This window comes from Porifericola rhodea (assembly GCF_030506305.1).
Classification (GTDB): domain Bacteria; phylum Bacteroidota; class Bacteroidia; order Cytophagales; family Cyclobacteriaceae; genus Catalinimonas; species Catalinimonas rhodea.
In genome coordinates, this window is the sequence record NZ_CP119421.1 from 2941116 (window position 1) to 2962454 (window position 21339).

15 protein-coding genes are annotated in these 21339 nt (G+C 41.9%); 11 read left to right on the top strand and 4 right to left on the bottom strand.

The features are described 5' to 3' along the window. The first annotated feature begins 3 nt into the window (after positions 1 to 3). Genes PZB74_RS11990 through PZB74_RS12010 form a run of 5 tightly spaced genes read left to right on the top strand, consistent with a single transcriptional unit; the run spans position 4 to position 6304 of the window. Positions 4 to 390 (top strand): patatin, encoded by a 387-nt coding sequence (locus PZB74_RS11990; RefSeq protein WP_302236273.1) that lies wholly within the window; start codon positions 4 to 6, stop codon positions 388 to 390. Continuing rightward, positions 377 to 796, top strand: coding sequence for a DUF4345 family protein (locus PZB74_RS11995; protein WP_302236274.1), 420 nt, complete (start codon positions 377 to 379; stop codon positions 794 to 796). The genes PZB74_RS11990 and PZB74_RS11995 overlap by 14 nt, the downstream gene beginning before the upstream one ends. Further along, positions 783 to 2228, top strand: coding sequence for a patatin-like phospholipase family protein (locus PZB74_RS12000; RefSeq protein ID WP_302236275.1), 1446 nt, complete (start codon positions 783 to 785; stop codon positions 2226 to 2228). Before PZB74_RS11995 ends, PZB74_RS12000 begins: the two co-directional genes overlap by 14 nt. Beyond that, positions 2218 to 4023, top strand: coding sequence for a metallophosphoesterase (locus PZB74_RS12005; protein ID WP_302236276.1), 1806 nt, complete (start codon positions 2218 to 2220; stop codon positions 4021 to 4023). Before PZB74_RS12000 ends, PZB74_RS12005 begins: the two co-directional genes overlap by 11 nt. Further along, on the top strand, positions 3977 to 6304 hold the full coding sequence (locus PZB74_RS12010) for a GMC family oxidoreductase N-terminal domain-containing protein (RefSeq protein ID WP_302236278.1): 2328 nt from the start codon (positions 3977 to 3979) through the stop codon (positions 6302 to 6304). Before PZB74_RS12005 ends, PZB74_RS12010 begins: the two co-directional genes overlap by 47 nt. 67 nt (positions 6305 to 6371) lie before the next feature. Here the strand turns inward: PZB74_RS12010 and PZB74_RS12015 are convergent, their stop codons facing one another. Together PZB74_RS12015 and PZB74_RS12020 are read right to left on the bottom strand one after the other, a co-directional pair. Then, complete coding sequence (locus PZB74_RS12015) at positions 6372 to 7142, bottom strand: hypothetical protein (RefSeq protein WP_302236279.1); 771 nt, start codon at positions 7140 to 7142, stop codon at positions 6372 to 6374. A 36-nt stretch (positions 7143 to 7178) separates the two neighbouring features. Next, positions 7179 to 7352: a hypothetical protein gene (locus PZB74_RS12020; protein WP_302236281.1), complete on the bottom strand. Its 174-nt coding sequence runs from the start codon at positions 7350 to 7352 to the stop codon at positions 7179 to 7181. Positions 7353 to 7601: 249 nt separating this feature from the next. On the opposite strand from PZB74_RS12020, the gene murI reads away from it, so the two are divergent. Continuing rightward, positions 7602 to 8432, top strand: coding sequence for a glutamate racemase (gene murI, locus PZB74_RS12025; RefSeq protein ID WP_302236283.1), 831 nt, complete (start codon positions 7602 to 7604; stop codon positions 8430 to 8432). Positions 8433 to 8445: 13 nt separating this feature from the next. On the opposite strand, the gene PZB74_RS12030 is transcribed toward murI, so the two are convergent. Continuing rightward, positions 8446 to 9321 (bottom strand): AraC family transcriptional regulator, encoded by an 876-nt coding sequence (locus PZB74_RS12030; protein ID WP_302236285.1) that lies wholly within the window; start codon positions 9319 to 9321, stop codon positions 8446 to 8448. Between the two features lie 219 nt (positions 9322 to 9540). Here PZB74_RS12030 and PZB74_RS12035 point away from each other — a divergent pair, with 219 nt between their 5' ends. From PZB74_RS12035 to PZB74_RS12050, 4 genes are all read left to right on the top strand, one after another. Further along, on the top strand, positions 9541 to 12594 hold the full coding sequence (locus PZB74_RS12035; RefSeq protein ID WP_302236287.1) for a SusC/RagA family TonB-linked outer membrane protein: 3054 nt from the start codon (positions 9541 to 9543) through the stop codon (positions 12592 to 12594). An 18-nt stretch (positions 12595 to 12612) separates the two neighbouring features. Beyond that, complete coding sequence (locus PZB74_RS12040) at positions 12613 to 14166, top strand: RagB/SusD family nutrient uptake outer membrane protein (protein WP_302236288.1); 1554 nt, start codon at positions 12613 to 12615, stop codon at positions 14164 to 14166. 46 nt (positions 14167 to 14212) lie between these two features. Then, positions 14213 to 17782 carry a VCBS repeat-containing protein gene (locus tag PZB74_RS12045; RefSeq protein WP_302236291.1) on the top strand — a complete coding sequence of 1190 codons (3570 nt, stop codon included), beginning with the start codon at positions 14213 to 14215 and terminating at the stop codon, positions 17780 to 17782. Between the two features lie 203 nt (positions 17783 to 17985). Then, positions 17986 to 19308, top strand: coding sequence for an L-fuconate dehydratase (locus tag PZB74_RS12050; protein ID WP_302236293.1), 1323 nt, complete (start codon positions 17986 to 17988; stop codon positions 19306 to 19308). Between the two features lie 49 nt (positions 19309 to 19357). Here PZB74_RS12050 and PZB74_RS12055 read toward each other — a convergent pair whose 3' ends face one another. Further along, a complete protein-coding gene (locus PZB74_RS12055) occupies positions 19358 to 20515 on the bottom strand; it encodes a hypothetical protein (RefSeq protein ID WP_302236295.1) in 1158 nt (385 codons plus the stop codon). 492 nt (positions 20516 to 21007) lie between these two features. On the opposite strand from PZB74_RS12055, the gene PZB74_RS12060 reads away from it, so the two are divergent. Further along, positions 21008 to 21334 carry a hypothetical protein gene (locus PZB74_RS12060; protein ID WP_302236297.1) on the top strand — a complete coding sequence of 109 codons (327 nt, stop codon included), beginning with the start codon at positions 21008 to 21010 and terminating at the stop codon, positions 21332 to 21334. Positions 21335 to 21339 lie beyond the last annotated feature (5 nt).

Genomic DNA, 21339 nt, shown 5'->3' on the forward strand with positions numbered 1-21339 from the left:
CTCATGAGATCATCCTTAAGCTTACTTATGGTGCTTATTTGCCTCATCAGTATTGTATCTGGTGTGGCACAGCTTATCGCTCCTGCTTTTGTGCTCAGCATGGTAGGCGCCAGCGCATCGGCGAGTGCCCTACATTTCTTTGCCATAGTAGGTATGTTTATGGCGCTATTTGGAGGAATGGTGCTACACGCTATCTACAGTGCCTATCCCAACCTTATTGCGATACGCTGGGGAGCTATGCAAAAACTTGGAGCTTTTGTAGCAGTAGGTTTGGGCGTAATACAAGGTGTATTTGCCCCCCTGGCGCTGGGCGTCGCTTTCTTTGACCTTTTTTCCGGACTACTATTTTTGTACTATCTGAAAACCCTACCCGGACATGAGGCGGCTTAGCTACTTCTTCTTCTATTCCTATGTAGGGCTGGTATGTCTGGCTGGTGCCTGGGGAGCCTTTTTTCATGCGCGGTTAGACTTTGCATTACTGATGGAGGTAGATATGGAAGTGCTCAATGATAAAGCTCAGGTCAACCTGTTGAGTCAGTACCGCTTTCTCAGAGCTATTGAGCTGGGCTTCGGTTTATTTGCGCTCAGCTTTGTCAAAGAGATATTTAGTCAGAAAAAGTTTAATGCCCTCTTTTTACTCATTATGGGGGCAGGAATTGTGGCTCGTTTAGCCTCATGCCTATACGAAGGCTGGCCCAACATAATGATGCTTTTCTTTATGTGTTATGAGCTGTTGGGCCTGGTCATTATCTATTTATATACCCGAAATAAAGTAAAAGATTATGCTGTCGCCTGATTTCATCCATACTGAAGCAAGCAACGGAGTACCCAGAAGGTCGCTGGTACTGGCGGGGGGTGGCGTCCGGCTGGCTTATCAGGCAGGTGTTCTGCTTGCTTTGCAGGAGGAAGGGTTACAGTTTCATCATGTAGATGGCACCTCCGGAGGCATCTTTAATACTGCGATGCTAGCCTCTGGCCTGGAGCCTTACGAAATGTGCGAACGTTGGCGTAGTCTTAAAGTGCAGCACTTTATGTCGCTTCGTCCTGCTAAAAAATACCTGAAGCTGGCAAGCATGATGGCGTTTGGCGATGCAGATGGTATCAGGCAAAAAGTATTTCCTCACCTGGGTATAGCCTTACATAAAATCAAGGCAAACTCAACAGTAGCTGCCAGCTTTAACGTATGCAATTTTAGTAGTAAAAGCATAGAAGCCATATCTCATACAGAGGCTACGGAGGATCATCTGATAGCAGGTGTCTCTTTACCAATATTTATGCCCGCAATCAAGATAGGAGAGGACTGGTATACAGATGCCGTCTGGATTAAAGATGCTAATCTGATGGAAGCGGTACGTAGGGGAGCTGAAGAAATCTGGCTGGTCTGGGCAATTGGAAATACCTCGTCTTATCTATCAGACTTCTTCAATCAGTATGTTCATATGATAGAAATGAGTGCCAATGGAGCATTACTGGAAGAATATGCCCAGATTAAAGCGCTGAACGAGCGAATTATTCAAGGCGACTCTCCTTATGGACAGCGAAAACCTATTGTTTTACATATTATTAAGCCACACTTCCCTCTTCCGTTAGACCCTGACCTATTCTTAAAAAAGGTAGATACAAATAGCCTTATCAACTGTGGCTATGAGGATGCGATACAGTACCTCAAACAGAAAAAATGCGAAGGTGTAGCCTACGAAGCCCATAGTACTCAAATGCAGACTGCACCCATAGCCTATACTTTCAGGCATACGTTTGAGGGTAAACTGTTGCAAAATAAGGTGCGTACAGAGGCCAGATTTGCTCCTTATTTTACGCTAAGGGAGAGCCAGGGGAAGCTTATGGTAGATATGGTTGCGAGCTTTTATTTTGCTCCCTGGAAGAGAGAAATATCTACTAAAGAAAATCAGGCACGAATTATTAAACAAAGTAAAGCTTCTTATCTTGAAACAAGTTCTGTACTGTTTGTTCAAGGTAAAAGTTATCAGCTGGTGGCTACAATACAGCTCAGTTCAGTCAGCCATTGGTGGCTGGGGCTAGAGTTTAAGAAAGTCAGCCTAAAGCTGTACGATCAGCAGGAACTGCTGGCAGAAGGCTGTTTGCGGCAGTCGGCTAAAGTTAGACTTGCTCAACTGTTTAACCATCAACTTAAGAAAAACGGGCAGGGCGGTACATATTGGAAAGAAAAGTATCGCATGATAAAAAAGTTATACACCTATGAAATTTGAGCGTCAACCGATGGTACGCTGGTACAACGTTCGCCTGCTGGCGACAACCGGTCTTAAGACAGTGGTCTCTTCTCTATTTGGTAATTTTGCTGATAAACGGGAGATTCAGGCTGCCCTGAGTGAGAATGAACCTTATGATTACTCCAGTCAGGATGAAATATGGGTAGACTATATTGCCGATCTGGGAGATGGGTTTGACGCTACCTTTTCTATGGCTCATCTGCTGGCTAAGCCAAAGCTGGAGGTAGAAGGTTCCCCCTTACAACGCGGTAAGTTGCTTATTATGGGGGGAGATGAAGTATATCCTACTCCGGAAGTTATAGAATACAAAAACCGTTTACAGGGACCTTACAATGCGGCTTACCCCTGGAATGAAAATGATAGCGATGAAGAAAGACCACACCTTTACGCTATTCCGGGTAACCACGACTGGTATGATGGGTTGACAAATTTTATTAAACTGTTTTGCCAGGAGAGGGCTATCGGGAACTGGGTAACCAGGCAGAAACGCAGCTATTTCGCTATCAAACTGCCGCATAGGTGCTGGTTGTGGGGTATAGATGTGCAACTTCATGCGGACATTGACCGCCCGCAGCGAGAGTACTTCACAGAAATTGTTAATGATGAGATGGAAGATGGAGATACTATCATTCTCTGTACTGCCGAGCCAGCCTGGATTTTTGATTCAATCAACAAAAGCAATGACTCTTACGACAACCTCAAGTTTTTTATAGAAAAGCATATTCTGCTCAAAGACCATAAACGGAAAAATTGCTCACACAAACATTTAAAACTACTGGCCACATTTTCCGGTGACCTGCACCACTACTCCCGCTACGAGATACTGGACGGCGATGGAGGGCAGCTGATAACTGCTGGCGGGGGAGGCGCCTTTATGCACCCCACCCATATCCTGAAAGATCATCTGATTACGGGAGACCAGCATCATGCCCGCCTCAAAAAGACTTTTCCTTCTCGCACAGAGTCCCGTTCTATGGCATTTAAAAATCTGCTGTTTCCCTTCCTGAACCGAGAGATGTCACTGATGTTGAGTTTTATCTACCTCTTTATTGTGTGGTTTTTGCAGAGCATGGCAGATACTCCAATTACTACCCAACTTGCCGAAGTTCCTTATGACTTTGAAAATACCGGGGCTATGCTTCATATCGTAAACGATGCTCTGGTACTCAACCCCTTTGGTATTTTGCTAAACCTTCTGCTGGTAGTAGGTATACTGGTCTTTACGGATACTGCTTTTGGCAAAGGAAAGTGGAACTGGATTATTGGTGTATTGCATGGTATAGCGCATATGATCAATCTGTATGTACTGCTGTGGCTGTTTTCGCGCACTAACTATCTAATGCTGCATGGTGAGCTCTTTGGAGATTTCTACAATCAGCTGATAAGCTGGAAACTTGCTTCACTGTTTTATACCCTCCTTTTTGTCGCAGAAATGATGCTTGTTGGAGGGGTTTCAGCAGGTTTTATCTTTGGGGTTTACCTGCTGCTTAGCACACTAATATTTCAGTCGCACCCCACAGAGTCCTTTTCCTCTTTTAGAGAGACAGGTTTTAAAAACTTTCTTCGCTTACACATAAGCCCGACAGGCGTAAGCATTTATCCCATAGGCGTACGCCAGGTAGTGACAAACTGGAAGAACGTAGGCAGTAAAGAAAAGCCTAGCTTTAAGGGTAAAGCTGTTAAATATGAACTTATAGAACCACCCATTCACATAAAATTTGATCGTCATGAGACGCTTATCCAACCTCCAGAGCACATTAAAACCCGCTTATGATGTCGTAGTTGTAGGCTCCGGCTATGGTGGCAGTATTACCGCTTCCCGTATGGCTCGCTGTGGCCTTACAGTATGTCTGCTGGAAAAAGGAAAGGAGTTTCTTCCCGGAGAATTTCCCTCTTCTCCAGTAAGCGCAGCTAAAGAAATGCACGTGAGCACTGCTAAAAAGCAAATAGGCTCAGGCAATGGCTTATTTGATTTTGTTATTGGCAAAGACATCAGCGTGCTCAAAGGCTGTGGGCTGGGTGGTACTTCCCTCATTAATGCTAATGTTTCCATAGAAGCAGACAAGCGCGTATTTGACGATAGCCTGTGGCCGAAGGCTTTACAAGAAGACTGGCAGGGACTGGAATTTGGTATTGCTCGTGCACGAGATATGCTGCGCCCTAACCCTTATCCTGAGGGGCAGGCTGGGTTTGATGTTTTAGCCAAAACAGAAGGCATGCGGCGCTCTGCAAAAGCTATGGGCGAGCCTTTTAAAATGGCAGATATCAATGTGAATTTTAAAGATCAGGTAAACCATGTGGGCGTATTGCAAAAAAAGTGTAATCGCTGTGGCGACTGTGTAACCGGCTGCAACAATGGTTCTAAAAATACCACACAAATGAACTACTTGCCAGATGCTAAAAATCATGGCGCTGAAATTTTTACAGAGGTAGATGTACGCTACGTAAAAAAGCAGGCAGATGAGTGGCTGGTGTTCTTTGATCTTTGTGGGGCAGGCCGCGAAAAGTTTGACGCTCCACCTTTATTTGTAAGGGCAAAAAAAGTGTTTTTGAGTGCGGGCTCCTTAGGAAGTACCGAAATTTTGCTGCGCTCGGCACAAAAAGGCCTTTCGGTATCAGCTATGCTGGGGCAGCGTTTTACCGGAAATGGAGATGTGTTGGGTTTTGGTTACAATTGTGATGTCCCCCTCCATGGAATTGGCAAAATTGTGAATGAAGGTGAAGTAGGCAAGGTCGGTCCCTGTATCACAAGCATTATAGATATGCGAAACAAAGAAAAATTAGAGGAGGGTATGACACTGGAGGAAGGTAGTATTCCTGCTGCAATTGGCAAATTAGTGCTGGCCTCTATCGTACATTTTACCCGCTTGTTTGGCGTAGATACAGACCGAAGTCTGACAGACTTCTTCAAAGAAAAATGGAGAGAGCTGCAAAGCCTGGTCAGAGGGCCATACTATGGTGCTCTCAACAACACACAAGTCTACCTGGTAATGGCGCATGATGATTCTAGTGGCAAAATGTCACTTAAAAACGACCGTATCAATATAAGCTGGAAAGGGCTGGGCAAACAGAAAATATTTAAACAGGTAGGCGAAAAACTGCATGAGGCTACCAAAGCTCTGGGAGGGGCGTATGTAAAAAACCCTACATTTACCAAATTGCTGGACTACGATCTGGTTACTGTTCATCCGCTTGGTGGCTGTGTGATGGGAGACAGTGCAGAAAATGCAGTAGTAGACCATAAAGGAGAAGTTTTTTCTGGTACTATGGGCAAGTCTTTACATAAGGGCTTATACGTGATGGATGGAGCTATTATTCCCCGCTCAGTTGGTACCAATCCACTGCTAACAATTTCTGGCCTGGCTGAGCGTAACTGTAGAATCATCGCCAACGAAATGAGCCTAGGTCTGGACTATGCGTTTCCGGAAATGGCAGAGAAAGCGGAACCTACACCTACTACTGGTTTACAGTTTACCGAAAAGATGAGCGGCTTTTTTTCTTTGAGCGAACATCACGATTTTAAAGAGGCTTACAAGGCGGGCAAAGACGCAAATTCTCCACTGGACTTTACGCTTACTATTCAGACAGATGATATTGATCGCTTTATAAAGGATAAAAAACATGAAGCCACAATGCTGGGCACAGTCAATGCGCCGGCGCTCTCAGAAAGCGCTCTCAATGTAAGTAGGGGGCATTTCAATCTGTTTGTACAGGACAATGAAAACGCTGAGAAAAAGCGTATGGACTATCGTATGCAAATGCATAGCCAGGAGGGCGAAGTCTATTATTTTGAAGGATATAAAGATATTTTTGATAACAAGGGGCTGGATGTCTGGCAAGATACTACTGTCTTATACGTTAGCGTCTTTTCAGGGGAAAACAATACCGGAAAGCTACTAGGCAAGGGTATGCTTAAAATTAAACCCACTGACTTTGCTCGTCAGATGACAACAATGAAAGCGCTGCATGCCAGTAGTACTTTAGATGGTGTGGCAGCAGTAGCCAAATTTGGTCGTCTCTTCGCCGGTCAGCTGTGGGAGACATATGTTGTGTAGATGTTGTAGTTGCCTTTTATGGAGCACTAATTATGAGAACCTTTTTTCAATATTAACTCATCACATCTCACTTACATTGACAAAGCTTGGTAAGCTTTATACTACTTTTATCAAAAGCTTTATGAAGTAAATTTATTGGCGCATGCATGCTTAACACACTCCCGTCACTGCGCTTGTAATCATACTTTCCGGCCTTGGTTCGGGTGTGCAACTGAAAAGCTTTTGTACTGCTAGCCAGATCATATAAAGTAAACTCTAGCATAATCCAGTTATTTTGTGGTGCTTCCAATTGGCCAGTAGAGTACCTTTCGGCAATACTTAAGGGAGGGGTGCTGCTTGACTGTCCTAAAACTTTTCCTACCAGTAAATAGCGAGCCCGAGTGGCTTCATAGAGCTTGACTAGAAAAGGTACGTCAATTTCCCAGATAGGCTCAACATACGATATATTTTTATAAAAAATATTCTGTACAGTATCATAAGGTATAACCTCTAAAGTATTACAATCACTGTACAAGTTTTGCATTAAGCGCGTAGCATTTTCAGCAATTATATCATCGGGTGCATTCTGAAATTTAGCTACGATTAACTGGCTGTTTTCTTGATAGTCATACCCATAAAAAGGAGTAACGGAATAGGTGGTTTTTGAACACCCGTAACTGCATACAGCAATAAATATTAATACAATATATTTTGAATATAAAAATCGTAGTTTCCTATTTCTCAAATTAATGAAACTATAATTTCTAATTAGCCATTGTCTTTCCATTTTAATGGTTTTTTCTCTTGTAGTCACCCTATAAGATGAGCCGTTTACTTTTTGTATGTCGGTTGGCAGCATTGAGCTTAAATTATTATAAACCCAGGTCTGCAAATCTTAATCTTCTTTCATCAGGTAGATACCAGTTAGCAATAGTATACTGGCAAAGGTTATTAAGTTGATCCCTCCACCGCTCATTGTAAATTGTTTCTTCATTACTACATTAATGTAGGTTAGAGCCGCTAAAAGTAAGCTCACTAGTACTAAAAATATGCCCAGATATACTTTCATAAGCTTTGGTTATGTTTAAAATACACTTTAGCCTTATGCGGTATCAATATATAATAAACTGAGAGTTTTTCATGCTTAAATTTTTAATTTTAAGTGATTTCACTCTACATTTACTTGTTGCCTTACTCGGGCTTTATGATTTAAGTTTAGCTTACACTAGCAGGAGTGGTAAACAGTAATATTGTTGGTTTGATAATTGTTGTGCAGATTAAGAGTAAATAGAACAACTAGCTAGATAAGAGATTGATTTTGCATAATCAGGCACAGGGACCTATCGGTATTTTTGACTCCGGCTACGGGGGGCTCACCATCTTTCGGGAAATTGTAAAGCAACTTCCTCAGTACGACTATATCTACCTGGGAGACAATGCACGCGTACCGTATGGCATACGTTCTTATGAGACGGTCTACCGCTACACTTTGGAGTGCGTACGGCACCTTTTTGATATGGGCTGCCGCCTGGTCATACTTGCATGTAATACTGCTTCTGCCAAAGCACTACGAACTATTCAGCAGAGAGACCTTCCTAAACTAGACCCATATAGGCGGGTATTGGGTGTAATTAGGCCTACTACCGAAATCATAGGAAACCTCTCTCAAAGTGGTCATGTAGGAATATTGGCAACTGCCGGTACAGTAAAATCAGAGTCTTATGTAATAGAGATTAACAAGTTTTTTCCTCAGGTGAAAGTTTTTCAGGAAGCTTGCCCCATGTGGGTGCCGCTGGTAGAGAATAATGAACACGAGTCTGATGGGGCCAACTATTTCATTCAAAAACACCTGAACCAGCTACTTACGCAGTCTGCGGAAATTGATACGATTGCACTAGCCTGTACGCATTACCCTTTGCTGAGCAGCAAGATTAGCCATTTTCTTCCTTCTCATATCAAATTACTGACCCAGGGAGAGATAGTTACCCAGAGCCTTATCCAGTACCTGGGGCATCACCCTGATCTGGAAGAGCGCTGTAGCAAAAAGGGAGAAGTAGCTTTTTATACCACTGAGTCTACAGAAGACTTTGATACTAAAGCTACTATCTTCCTAGGCCATAGCGTTAACTCACGGCACCTGGAACTCTAAAAATGACCGTTTTTTAGTTGTATTCCAGTTGGGCATACATCTTTACATAAGCCGAAGGAGACATGTTTTTCAGGGCTTTAAACTGACGGTTAAAGTTAGAGATATTATTATAGCCAGACTCAAAGCAGACTTCGGCAATGTTGTAACGGTGTTCCTGTAATAACTTACAGGCATAGCCAATTCTAACCTCGTTCAAAAACTGGGTAAAAGTCTTTTTGTTGATGCTTTTAAAGTAACGGCTAAAGGCAGAAGGATTCATATTAGCCAGCTCCGCAACCATATCAAGTGATACTTCCTGCTTAAAGTTGTTCATAATATATTCGTATACCACAATAAGCTTACTGTTTTGCTTACTTTTAAAGCTATCTACAAAGCCAGCACTGGAGAGAGGTTTTGACTGATGGTGAGTAGAAAGCACGTTAAGTACCTTCAAAAGTTGCATTACCTTATCAAAACCTTCCATTTCAAACATACGCTCTACTTTTTGGGCAATGATTCGGTTAGTCATACCTTCAAATTTTATCCCTCTGCGTGAGCGTTCAAATAGATTTTTAATGTTGGAGAGCTCCGGAATATTAAATAAGCTGCCTGCAAAATTTTCACTGAAATGGATAACATACGCCTGAGCCTGTAGGTCGGAGTCTTCTTCAAAATAGTTTTTATCGTTCAGCCAAAGATGGGGGAGGTTACGTCCCAGCAGGACAATTTCACCGGGAGAAAATTTTTCTATACTGTCTCCCACAAAGCGAGTGCCTGTACTTTCTTTTACAATGACTAGCTCCAGTTCAGGATGATAGTGCCACTTTTTCAGGAAGCTTGGGTATACATGATGTTCTAAAGAAAAGGAATTGTTTTGATGGATGGTTCGGCTGATCAACTCGGCTTTCATAGACGTTCATTTTATATGTGATTTTATCACTTAATCAAAATCTGTTGATAAATTTGGTCTTTTTATGCATTAAAATCAATATAAATAGCTTGTGTTGCAAAAAAAGTATTGTTTGGAGTGGATGTAAAGGTAGCTCCTATGCTACAAAGAGAGTAACTTGTTAGTTGATTTAGAGAAATATGCAGCAATATACTATAACTACTATAATTACAACAACCTATGTATTTACTAAGCCTATTCATTTCGAAACAGGGGAGGAGATCCTGTAGATTCTTATTTATTATATTTTGGCTGATAGCCACCTCCTCTTTTGCACAGCAGCTAACAGTTAGCGGGCATGTTACAGATAGCGAAAACGAGCCTTTACCCGGGGTTACAGTACTGGAAAAAGGAACTACTAACGGTACCGTAACTGATATAGAAGGTAATTATCGTCTCACTTTAAGTAGTGAGGGAAATAAAGTTTTAGTCTTTTCTTCTATTGGTTATCTCTCTCAGGAGATGGAAGTGGGGAATAAAAAAACTATAGATGTGTCTTTAGAAGTAGACACCAAGCAACTGGAGGAAGTAGTAGTAGTAGGTTACGGAACTCAAAAAAGGGCAAACGTTACCGGTGCGATTGGGTCTATCTCTACCAAAAATATCAATAACGTAACTACCGGAAATTCTGCCGGTCTCATACAGGGTAAAGTGGCAGGTGTAAGAGTAGAAAATGGAGGAGGGGCACCAGGAGCGGGCGTGAATATTGTTATTCGTGGCTCAGGTACTTTAGGGAACGACCAGCCTCTTTATGTAATTGATGGCAATATTACCAACTCTATGTCTTTTCTCAATCCTAATGACATAGAATCAGTAGAAGTACTAAAAGACGCTGCGGCCGCAGCTATTTATGGTAACCGAGCAGCTAATGGAGTAATTATTATTACTACCAAGCGCGGTACTGCCGGAGAAACTCAAATTAATTTTAGCAGCAAACTAGGAATACAAGGGCCTACTAATACTTTTGATTTTCTAAATGCACAGCAGTATGCAGACTTTCGTAATCTGGCTAATGATAATGACGGACAGCCCCGGGCATTGGCAAATGACGCAGAATTTGACCCAACAATAGATACTGACTGGCAGGATTTATCAATTAATCCTGCTCCGGTTACTGATCTTAACCTTAGCATCTCAGGGGGTAACCAGAATACTACATATTTTATCTCCAGTCAGTATTTTGACCAGGAAGGAATCGTGGTGGATTCAGATTTCAAGCGATATAATTTCAGAGCTAATTCTGCTTTTACCAAAGGAAGGTTTAAAATTGAAGAGTCATTATCCATAGCCCGTGAGGTAAATAACCCTAATACTTACTTTGGACGTGAACGGGGAGAGTTGCCCACCATTCCTGTATATGATGAAAATAATGACGGAGGCTTTGCCGGAATTGAGCCGGCGTATCATGGAGTAGCAAGAGGCATAAACTGGTATGGACTAGCCAAGCTGAATGATAATCGTTATACCACCGATGGTATACTGGGCAATGTAAGTGCAGAATATGAGTTTTTAGACGGTCTTAGTTATAAGCTAAACGTAGGTATAGACTATACTGTAGTGCATAACTATAATTTTACCCCTACCTTTTTCTTTAGTACTTCTCAGGAAGCTTTTAATGATGTAGCTGATCTTAACGAAAGTGTGGCACGTAGCCTGGGTACACTAATAGAAAATACCGTAAACTATAACAAAGCTTTTGAAAAACATGAGGTAGACCTGCTTGCCGGGTTTACACAACAAGTTGGAGAAACCAGATTGGTGGGTGCGCAAGTTACAGATTTTGCTACCAATGACCTCAGGGTAGTAGATGCTGCCAATGAAGAAATTAACTCTTATGGAAATTTGCAGCGAAATGCCCTTCAGTCTTTACTGGGAAGAGTCAACTACAATTATGATGGAAAGTATCTGTTTAGTGCTACTGTGCGCCGAGATGGTTCATCGCGATTTACAGAAGAAAATCGTTACGGTACTTTTCCTTCAATTTCGCTAGGCTGGCGTATTAGCGACGAGGCATTCTTCCCTGAAGGACTGCTTAGTGATCTTAAACTTAGAGGAAGCTATGGCGAGCTTGGATCACAAAATATAGGTAATTACGTAACCATCACCGGCCTGAATATCTATACCGATTACTTCTTTGATGGAGGTAGACAATCAGGTACCGCTCTAACTAATTTTGCTAATCCTAATGTAGTTTGGGAAACCACCAAGACCACCGATATAGGAGCAGATCTTGGACTGATGGATGATAAAATCATTCTTACATTAGATTATTTTAAAAAGCGTTCCGAAGATATTTTGACCAACTTGCCCATCCCTGTATACGGAGGCGTAGGTAACTCTATTGTACAAAATGCTGCTACTATAGAAAACGAAGGTTTTGAATTTTCCGGTACTTACAACCACGTGCCTTCTGGTAATGGTATGCAATTCAGTGTAACGGGTAATTTTACAATTCTAAACAATGAAGTTATCAAGCTTGGTGAAGGTGTAAGCCCTATTTCTGGAGGAGGATTTACTCAGCAGTCTCTAGTAGCTACACGTACCGAAGCAGGTTACCCTCTGGGAAGTTTTTATGGGCATGTTGTAGAAGGCATTTACCAGACCGAAGAAGAAATTAATGCAGATGGTAGAACCAATGCACGCCTGGGAGACTTTAATTTTGTAGACCTGGATGAAGATGGTGATATTGATAATGATGATAGAACATTTTTAGGCGATCCTATTCCAGACTTTGAGTATGGAGTAATATTTAACGCTACCTATCGCGATTTTAACTTAAGCATGTTCTTACAAGGGGTAGAAGGTGTTGATCTATGGAATGCCAAAAAATTTCAGTACATTTTTGATGATGGCGGTAACAAGATTACCGATGTGCTGAGAGCATGGACTCCAGAAAATCCAAATACCAATATACCAAGAGCTACCGTAATAGACCCGGCAAATAACAAACGATCTTCTTCTTTCTATGTAGAAGATGGCTCTTACCTACGACTCAAGAGTATACAGTTAAGCTACAACATTCCATCATTGCTTACAGACAAAATTGGTTTGGGTAGTGCCCGTGTAAGTATTAGTGGGCAGAATTTGCTTACACTAACGCAGTACAGTGGCTACGATCCGGAAGTAGGTAGAAATAGTGGTACTAAAGCTACCGGCCTGTTTGGCGCTGGGGTAGATGTAGAAGCCTACCCTCAGGCCAGAAGCGTATTTTTAGGATTAGATATTTCTTTTTAAGCCTCAAAACTATTAGTCATGCAAAAGTTTATATATAGCAATAAATATAGATTCGTAATCAGCCTCAGTCTTATACTAGTACTTTTTCCTCTCAGCTATTGTAGTGATGAGGTATTAGACATCAATGACCCCAACCGCCTGAGTCCCGATCTTTTCTGGAAGACCGCTGAGGATGCTGAAAAAGCGCTGGTAGGGGTATATAGTCCTTTAACTACTATTCCTGGCTGGGGGCGTATGTTAGGGGCTATTTTAACAATACAGCGCTCAGATATAGTAAATACGTTTCCTCAACCGGCTGTTAATGATGTAGGAACCTTCAATGTTGTAGCTACAGATGGCCGTGTTAATGAAGGTTGGGGTGAGCTTAATGCTATTGTAGCACGGGCTAATCAGGTACTCGCCAATGTGCCGGAGATTGAGATGGATGAAAACAGAAAAGCTGAAATTATAGGTGAAGCCCACTTTCTTAGAGGCTTTGCGCATTTTTATCTGCTAAATATGTGGGGTAATATTCCGCTGATTACTGAGCCAGTTAATAAAACAGAAGATTTGTTTGTAGAACAAGCAGATCAAAGTACAGTATGGGAGAGTATTAAGTCAGATTTTCAAGAAGCACAAAGTAGATTACCAGAAAGCTGGGCTGCAGAAGAACTGGGGCGGGCTACCTGGGGGGCAGCAACAGCCATGCTGGGTAAAGCCCACCTGTATACTCAGAACTGGACTGAGGCGGCAACTGAGTTCAAAAAGGTGATAGATTCTGACCTTTATCAACTGGTAAGTAATTATCAGGATAACTTTTTGCCGGAAACTAATAATAATACTGAGTCTATATTTGAGCTTCAGTATGAGAGTAGCAGTGATGGCAACTGGGGGCCTAGTGGTACACCTAACCCTCAAAGGGGACAGGCCTGGGAGCCAGATATAGCACCTAAAGGTTACACCAGCCAGAAAAGTGTAAGTGTAAATCAGTGGGTATATGACCTCTTTATGAAAGAAAAAACCACTGAGGGTGAAACTGACCCCAGGGCTTATGCTACCATATTGTGGAACTACCCCGGAGCTAAAGTGTATCAGGATGATTTTAGTGATGCGTTTAACGGAGATGATCTCAACAAAATATGGGTTAGAAAATATCTGAACTTTGAACGTACCAGCTCACTTACTCCCGGCAGTTGGTCATACTCTGCCAACAACCGTCGGGTGATACGACTGGCAGACGTACTGCTAATGTATGCCGAAGCGGAAAATGAAGCTAACGGCCCTGGCCAAGCTGTGTATGATGCTATTAATCAGGTGAGAGCCAGAGCCAATATGCCAGCAATACCTGAAGGCTTAAGCCAGGATGAAATACGTCAGAAAATTAGAGACGAACGTGTGTTAGAACTGGCCTTGGAAGGAGATCGCTTCCTGGACCTCTTACGCTGGGGAATAGCAGCAGATGTATTTGAGGAGCATCCGGAGTATCGGTCTAACAGTGGAGGCGTATTCCAACGAGGTACACATGAGTATCTTCCCATTCCCCAAAACGATATTGATACCAACCCTAAATTTGAACAAAACCCCGGCTATTAGTCTCTTATCGGGACTTACTTAAGCTGTAAGTGATGAAAAGTTGATTATGAAAAAATACCGGCTATTATCGTATGTATTGCTGTTTTCTTGTGGAGCTGTTATAACTTTTTGTAACAGGCTCTTACCTGACGACCAATTGTTTGAACAACTCTCCAGCGATGATACCGGTATTCTTTTTTCTAATACTATCACTGAGAATGATAGTATTAATGTTTTGAATTATTACTACTGCTATAATGGAGGCGGAGTAGGTATTGGTGATTTTAATCAGGATGGGTGGGAGGATATTTTTTTTACTGCTAACATGAATAGCTCTCAGCTTTACCTAAATCGAGGAAACTTCAAATTTAAAGATGTAACTCTTAATGCTGGAGTAAGCACTCAGCAATGGGTTACCGGCGTGTCAGTAGTAGATATTAATGCGGATGACCGTTTGGATATATATTTGAATGTAGCAGGGCCAATAGCAGAAAAACGTTACCCAAATTTACTATTTGTTAACCAAGGTAATGATGCTGCCGGAGTACCACTTTTTAAGGAGCAGGCTGCTGCTTATGGGTTGGCAGACCCCTCATATAGTGTGCAATCCGTGTTCTTAGACTATGATCGTGATGGAGATCTGGACATGTACCTGATGACCAATACTGTCAATTTTATAGATAAGAGCTATGTACATGACAAAAACTACCCTATTACTGAAGGCAAAACAGTAGACAAGCTTTATGAAAATATAGGTTTCAGTGATTCATTGCAACACCCCCTGTATGTGGAAGTGTCTGAGAAAGCAGGCATTATTCACGAGGGGTATGGTCTGGGCTTAGCAGTAGACGACCTTAATGGTGATGATTGGCCAGATATATATGTTGCAAATGATTTTATGCCCAACGACTTGGTGTATATCAATCAGCAAGATGGAACTTTCAAAGATATATCAGAGCTAAGTCAGCGGCATCAAAGCTATAATGGCATGGGTGTAGATATATGCGATGTTAATAATGATCTTCTGCCCGATGTTATGGTAGTAGATATGCTCCCGGAATACAATGAAAGGCGTAAAACTACCATTGCAGAAATGAATTATGAGCGCTTCAGAAGAGAGCTGGGAGCTGGCTACGTGCCCCAGTTTATGCGCAATACATTACAGCTCAACCGGGGAAATGATGCTGATGGGGTAACGCATTTTGCTGATGTCAGCCAGTTAAGCGGGGTACATGCAACCGATTGGAGCTGGTCTCCGCTAATTGCAGATTTTGACAACGATGGCCTGCGCGATATTTATATTACTAATGGCTTCGTAAAAGATGTTACCAATCTGGATTTTGGTCGTTATCTAGCATCTTCTAGCATGTTTGGTACCGATGTTCATAAAAAAGAGAAGAAAAGAGAACTGGCGCGCCAACTCAAGAGTGTAAAAGTCTCAAACTATCTCTACCGTAATCAGGGAGAACTGTCTTATCAAGACAAGTCAGACGCCTGGGGAGTAAGCACGCCTTCCTTTTCTAATGGTGCGGCATATGCAGACCTTGATAAGGATGGTGATCTGGATTTGGTCGTTAACAACATTAATGAAGAAGCTTTTATCTTTAAAAACCTCAGTGAAAAGAGAGAGGAGAAAACTCATTCAATAAGACTGAAACTCAAAGGGGAAAAATATAATAAGGCAGGTATAGGTGCAAAAATATATGTATACTATTCGGGGGGTAAACAATACTATTATTACATGCCCACAAGAGGCTATCTTTCCAGTATGCATACACCTGTTCACATTGGGCTTGGTAAATATCATACTGCAGATTCCATAAGAGTTGTGTGGCCAGATGGTAAATATCACATATTCAAAAATGTACAGGCAGATAAGGATCTTCTTATTGATTATCAGAAAGCGAATATCCCTGAAGATTCTAAGCCTTTGGGTGCTTCTCAACCCATCTTCGTCCAGGTAAACGATTCCTGTAAAGTACAATATACCCATCATGAAAATAATTACATAGACTTTAACGCTGAGCCTTTATTACCGAAAATGTATTCACGCGCCGGCCCGGCAGTGGTAGCAGCACAAGTAGATGATAAGCCTGGAATTGATTTTATAGTTGGAGGAGCCAAAGGACAGCCAGTCACTTTATTCCTTCAAAATCAGGATGCTTCATTTAGTGAATATAACATATTGGAAGAGGATGTAGAGTATGAAGATATGGGTATGCTGCTGTTTGACTATGACCTGGATGGTGATAATGATTTGTATGTAGTAAGTGGAGGAAGCGAATATAGTCCTGCTGCACTGGAGTATCAGGATAGGTTATATAAAAACGATGGCAGAGGCAACTTCAGCCCTGCTTCAGGAGTGCTGCCGACTATCTCGTCTAGCGGAAGCTGTGTAAGTGGAGCTGACTATGATAAAGATGGAGATATTGATCTTTTTGTAGGAGGGAGGTATTCACCTGCCGCCTACCCAAAAGCACCTCGGAGTTACTTGCTGCAAAATAATACCAGAAATTTTAAAGATATTAGCCATACAGCAGAGGGGCTTGGTCATATAGGTATGGTAAGTGATGCAGTCTGGACTGACTTTAATAACGACTCCTGGATAGACCTGATTGTAGTAGGTGAGTGGATGCCTGTCACCTTTTTTCAAAACCAGAACGGAACTTTAGTCAATGTTACTGAAAGCCTTGATTTGGAGGACACTTACGGGTGGTGGAATAGTATACATGCAGTTGATCTTGACCTGGATGGGGATATGGATTATGTGTTGGGCAATGCAGGTACAAACATAGATTACGCTCCCAAAGCTGATCAGCCACTTAATGTCTATGCTTATGATTTTGACGCAAACGGAAAGTCTGACCCCTTAATGGCAAGATATTTACCCAATTTTGCGAACGAAGACAAGCTATACCCCTTTCATAGTCGCGATGATCTGTTTCGTCAGCTTGTATCCTTAAAAAAGAACTATCAGGACTATGAAGCCTATGCACAGGCAGAAATCGGTGAGGTAATCCCCCGCTCATTGCTCAACCGGGCTGATAAGTATACTGCTACCCGTTTTGAGAGTAGTATATTAATCAATAAGGGTAACGGACAGTTTGATATGAGAGCCTTACCTACAGAAGCACAGTTTTCTGCTGTATTAGGTATTCTAAGTGGAGATTATAATCAGGATGGCTATCCAGATTTATTACTGACAGGCAATTCTTATGTAAACGAAGTTTTATATGGCTGGCAGGATGCTTCTCTGGGGCTGTTGCTATTGGGAGATGGAGATTTAAAATTTAAAGCTGCCGCTCCGCCCGAAAGTGGACTTTTTCTGAAAGGAGATACCCGGGGATTAGCCAATCTGTACGATTTAAAGTCTAGACAGGTTATTCTCTCTCCTGTCAATGGAGATAGTCTGGTGCTACTTAGTAGTACATTATCAGAAGGCAAAAAATTAGTTAGAGCACAGCCGCAAGATGCATATGCACTATTAACATTTAAAGACGGCAGAATAAGTAAACAAGAGCTTACATATGGCTCTGCCTATCTTGATCAGGCAGAAAGGTGTATAACTATCTCGGATAAGATAAAATCAGTACAAATCGTAGATTATAAAGGAAATAGGCGAGAGCTCAACTTTTGAAGCAATTTATGCAAAGCCGTGCATTAAAAAGTGCTAAGCTAAATCGCGTTAGCTTGTATAATTGCTAGCAAAAATCTTATTGGGCTTGGTCAATTTACTGCTAGATAAACACTGTTGCCGGGAATAATTTTACATCATTATTTCAACTATTGAATTCGTATTTACACACACATACCAATCGTACAACCCAAAACAATATCAAAATGGGGGTTAAAAACCTGATTATTACTGATGTGAAAGTAAGGGATATTCGTTTCCCTACCAGTCGCGACCTGGATGGTTCAGATGCTATGAACCCGGATCCAGACTACTCAGCTGCTTATGTAATTCTGGAAACCAATCAGCCAGGTCTGGAAGGTCACGGGCTTACCTTTACCATCGGCAGGGGAAATGAGCTATGTGTAGCGGCCATAGAAGCACTATCATATCTGATTATCAATAAGCCTGTAGAAGAGCTTAGTTGCGATATGGCGGGCTTTTGGCGTATGATAACCGGCGATAGCCAGTTACGTTGGCTGGGGCCAGAAAAGGGGGTTATTCACCTGGCCACCGGTGCAATTGTTAATGCGGTTTGGGATTTGTATGCCAAAGCAGAAGGAAAACCCCTTTGGAAACTGATTAGCGATATGAGTGCTGAAGAATTGGTGGCCTGTGTTGATTTTACCTACCTCACCGACGTAATTACGCCCGAAGAGGCCCTGGCTATGCTTAAAGAAAAGGAAGCGGGCAAAGCCGAGCGAATCGCTTATTTGCAGGAGCATGGCTATCCGGCATACACCACTTCCGCCGGTTGGCTGGGCTATTCAGAAGAAAAAATAAGGAAGCTGTGCCGCGAAGCCAAGGCAGCAGGCTGGAAGTACATCAAAATGAAGGTTGGAAGTAACCTGGAGGATGATCTGCGCAGAGCAGCAATTATACGAGAGGAGATAGGCAATGATATTCGCCTGATGATGGATGCTAACCAGAAATGGGATGTGCAGGAAGCTATCAAAAACATGAAGATACTTGCCCGACACAAGCCCTGGTTTATAGAAGAGCCTACCAGCCCCGATGATGTGCTGGGGCACAAAACTATACGAGAAGCTATTGCTCCGGTAAAAGTAGCTACGGGTGAGCATTGCCAGAACCGGGTAATATTTAAACAGCTGCTACAAAGTAGGGCTATAGATATTTGCCAGATAGACAGTTGCAGGGTAGGGGGTGTTAATGAGATTTTGGGCATCCTACTTATGGCTGCCAAGTTCAATGTGCCTGTATGTCCACATGCTGGAGGGGTAGGGCTTTGCGAGTACGTGCAGCACCTTTCCATGATTGACTACATTATGATCAGCGGCTCTTTGGAAAACCGTATTATAGAATATGTAGATCATTTGCATGAGCATTTTCTGGATCCGGTGGTAATCAAAAACGCTGCTTATATGCCACCTAAGCTACCAGGCTATAGCATTAGCATGAAACCCGCTTCTATGGAAGCCTATCAGTACCCCGAAGGTAAAATCTGGCAGGAAGAACTGGTCAAAGCTTAAGTACTGTTTTAATAGTAAAAATATGCCTCCCGTAGCAGGGAGGCTGTTTTTAGCGCCTGACACAAAATATTTTTTTACTACTGTCAGTATTGCGTATGCTTTCCCAAAAAACTTCGGCTACTCTCCTGATTTTTTTAGGCTCCAGATGTAGCTCATCAAACCAGTCTTCGGGTAAGGCATAACCCCGGCAGTCAATCATGTATACTCCTTTGCCAAACACTTTATCATTCACTACTTGCTTTAGCATTTCGTTAAAAAGGTGGAGCATAGCGAAAGTAATGTCGTTCTGATCTTCTTGTTTGTAGATTTTTTTGATGAGCATGGGCTGCTTAAAATGGTGCCCATTATCGCCAATTTGTCGCATCAGCCGATCTATAGGGTGGAACCATGAGCCTCGTCTAAAAGAGGGTATAGGATAATCATAACCATGACAAATCATCTTTAAGTCAGGAAACTTCTTTCTTAGCTGCTTAATCATATACTTGTACTTTAGCTCAAGTACAGCTATAAGTGAGAAATATTCACGATTAAGAAAGTGTACACCACGTTCTATTTTTGCTCTGCTTTCTATAGGTAAAGTTTCGTCGTGCAGAACCTGATTGAGGAGAGAATGCTGTCGCTTAAAACCCTCATCTACATACGCTCCTTCTGCATTTACCATTAGAGCTACTCTTCTTTGATTGACCAACTCTATGCCTCCTGCGCTTACCAGAAAAGCATCCGGGTTAATAATAGATACGTCTGTAATGTACTCTCGTTCTTCCAGAATGTTGGTTAGAAAGTCGCCACCACGTGCCAGGCTGTATACAGCAGCGTCTCTTCCTCCTAATTCGTCTATCCAGTCTATCACATCATTAGAAATGGGATGCTCAAACCAGGAGTCACCCTCGGCCACTATGCGCAGTGCTTTAGGGTTAGCCTTCAGCTTTCTGATAAATCTTCGGTTTCTTCTTCTCTGGCTTCTGTCATTAAGCCTACCCAGGTATCCGGAGTTGGCATTGTCAAACTTAAAGTCATCATTCTGATCAAAGATGCGTAATATGGCGGACTTAAGATCCAATACTCCCACCAGCTCATTACTGAGATACGGATTTTCCGGCAAATGGTCAGGGTCTATACCCAGCAGTGTGTTTATGTGCGTACTACTGAATTCTTCCGGCTTTTTGATAAGCAAGTCTATTAGCTTATGGGTTTGAGCATGTTTCATAGCAAAAAGGTTAATAGTGTATGATACAGTGTTTAATATTATCTGTCAGGATCAACTGTAGTCCAAAACAGTATGTGTAGGTAGAATGCTATGTGCCTGCTTGATAAGAGTAGATATGCCATATTTTTGCCACCAAAATGAACCTGATGGCCGTGCTGAATGTCCTATATAATATAGGAAATCCTTAAGATAAATGTAAGCTTTAGCCGAGTAGCTTACAGAAATAAGAAAGAATCAGATAGATGTAAAATAGATATATCTAATGTTATTGAGTAATTATAGCTATTTTACTGGTTAACAGTAACTTGTAATTGTACTATTTTTAGATGTATTCCGTTTCTTAATCTTATGAAATACATATGTAATTACTGTTAGATTCGCTCCAGACTAAGTACTAAGAATGTGCGTAATTAGCTATATAATTTTTTAACGCTTAATATAAGAACGATGATTTATCACTTTCTAATTGCCTTGGTCCTTGCTGTAGTTGTTATGCCTAAATCTGCAGGCGATTTGAACAAGCTCAATCAAAAGCTATCAAAAAAACTGGATGCCGAGCCTACTTATATGATGGATGTGGAAGGTAAACAATATGAGCTCAGCTTTAATGAAAGAGAAATTATTGAGTCTCGCTGGATAGACAAAGTAGAGCTATTCAAAGCTACTAATCTGGAAGAGGAGTATGTGGGAGGAAAATCCAATGTGGTAGTTATGGTATCACTGAAACAGCGTAAGCTGGATGATTTTTTTAAGGCGATAGAAGAAAGAGACATTCAATTGCTGAGTTCCAACAAAAGTCTGTCTCTCTCCAGTTTTTAGAGTCT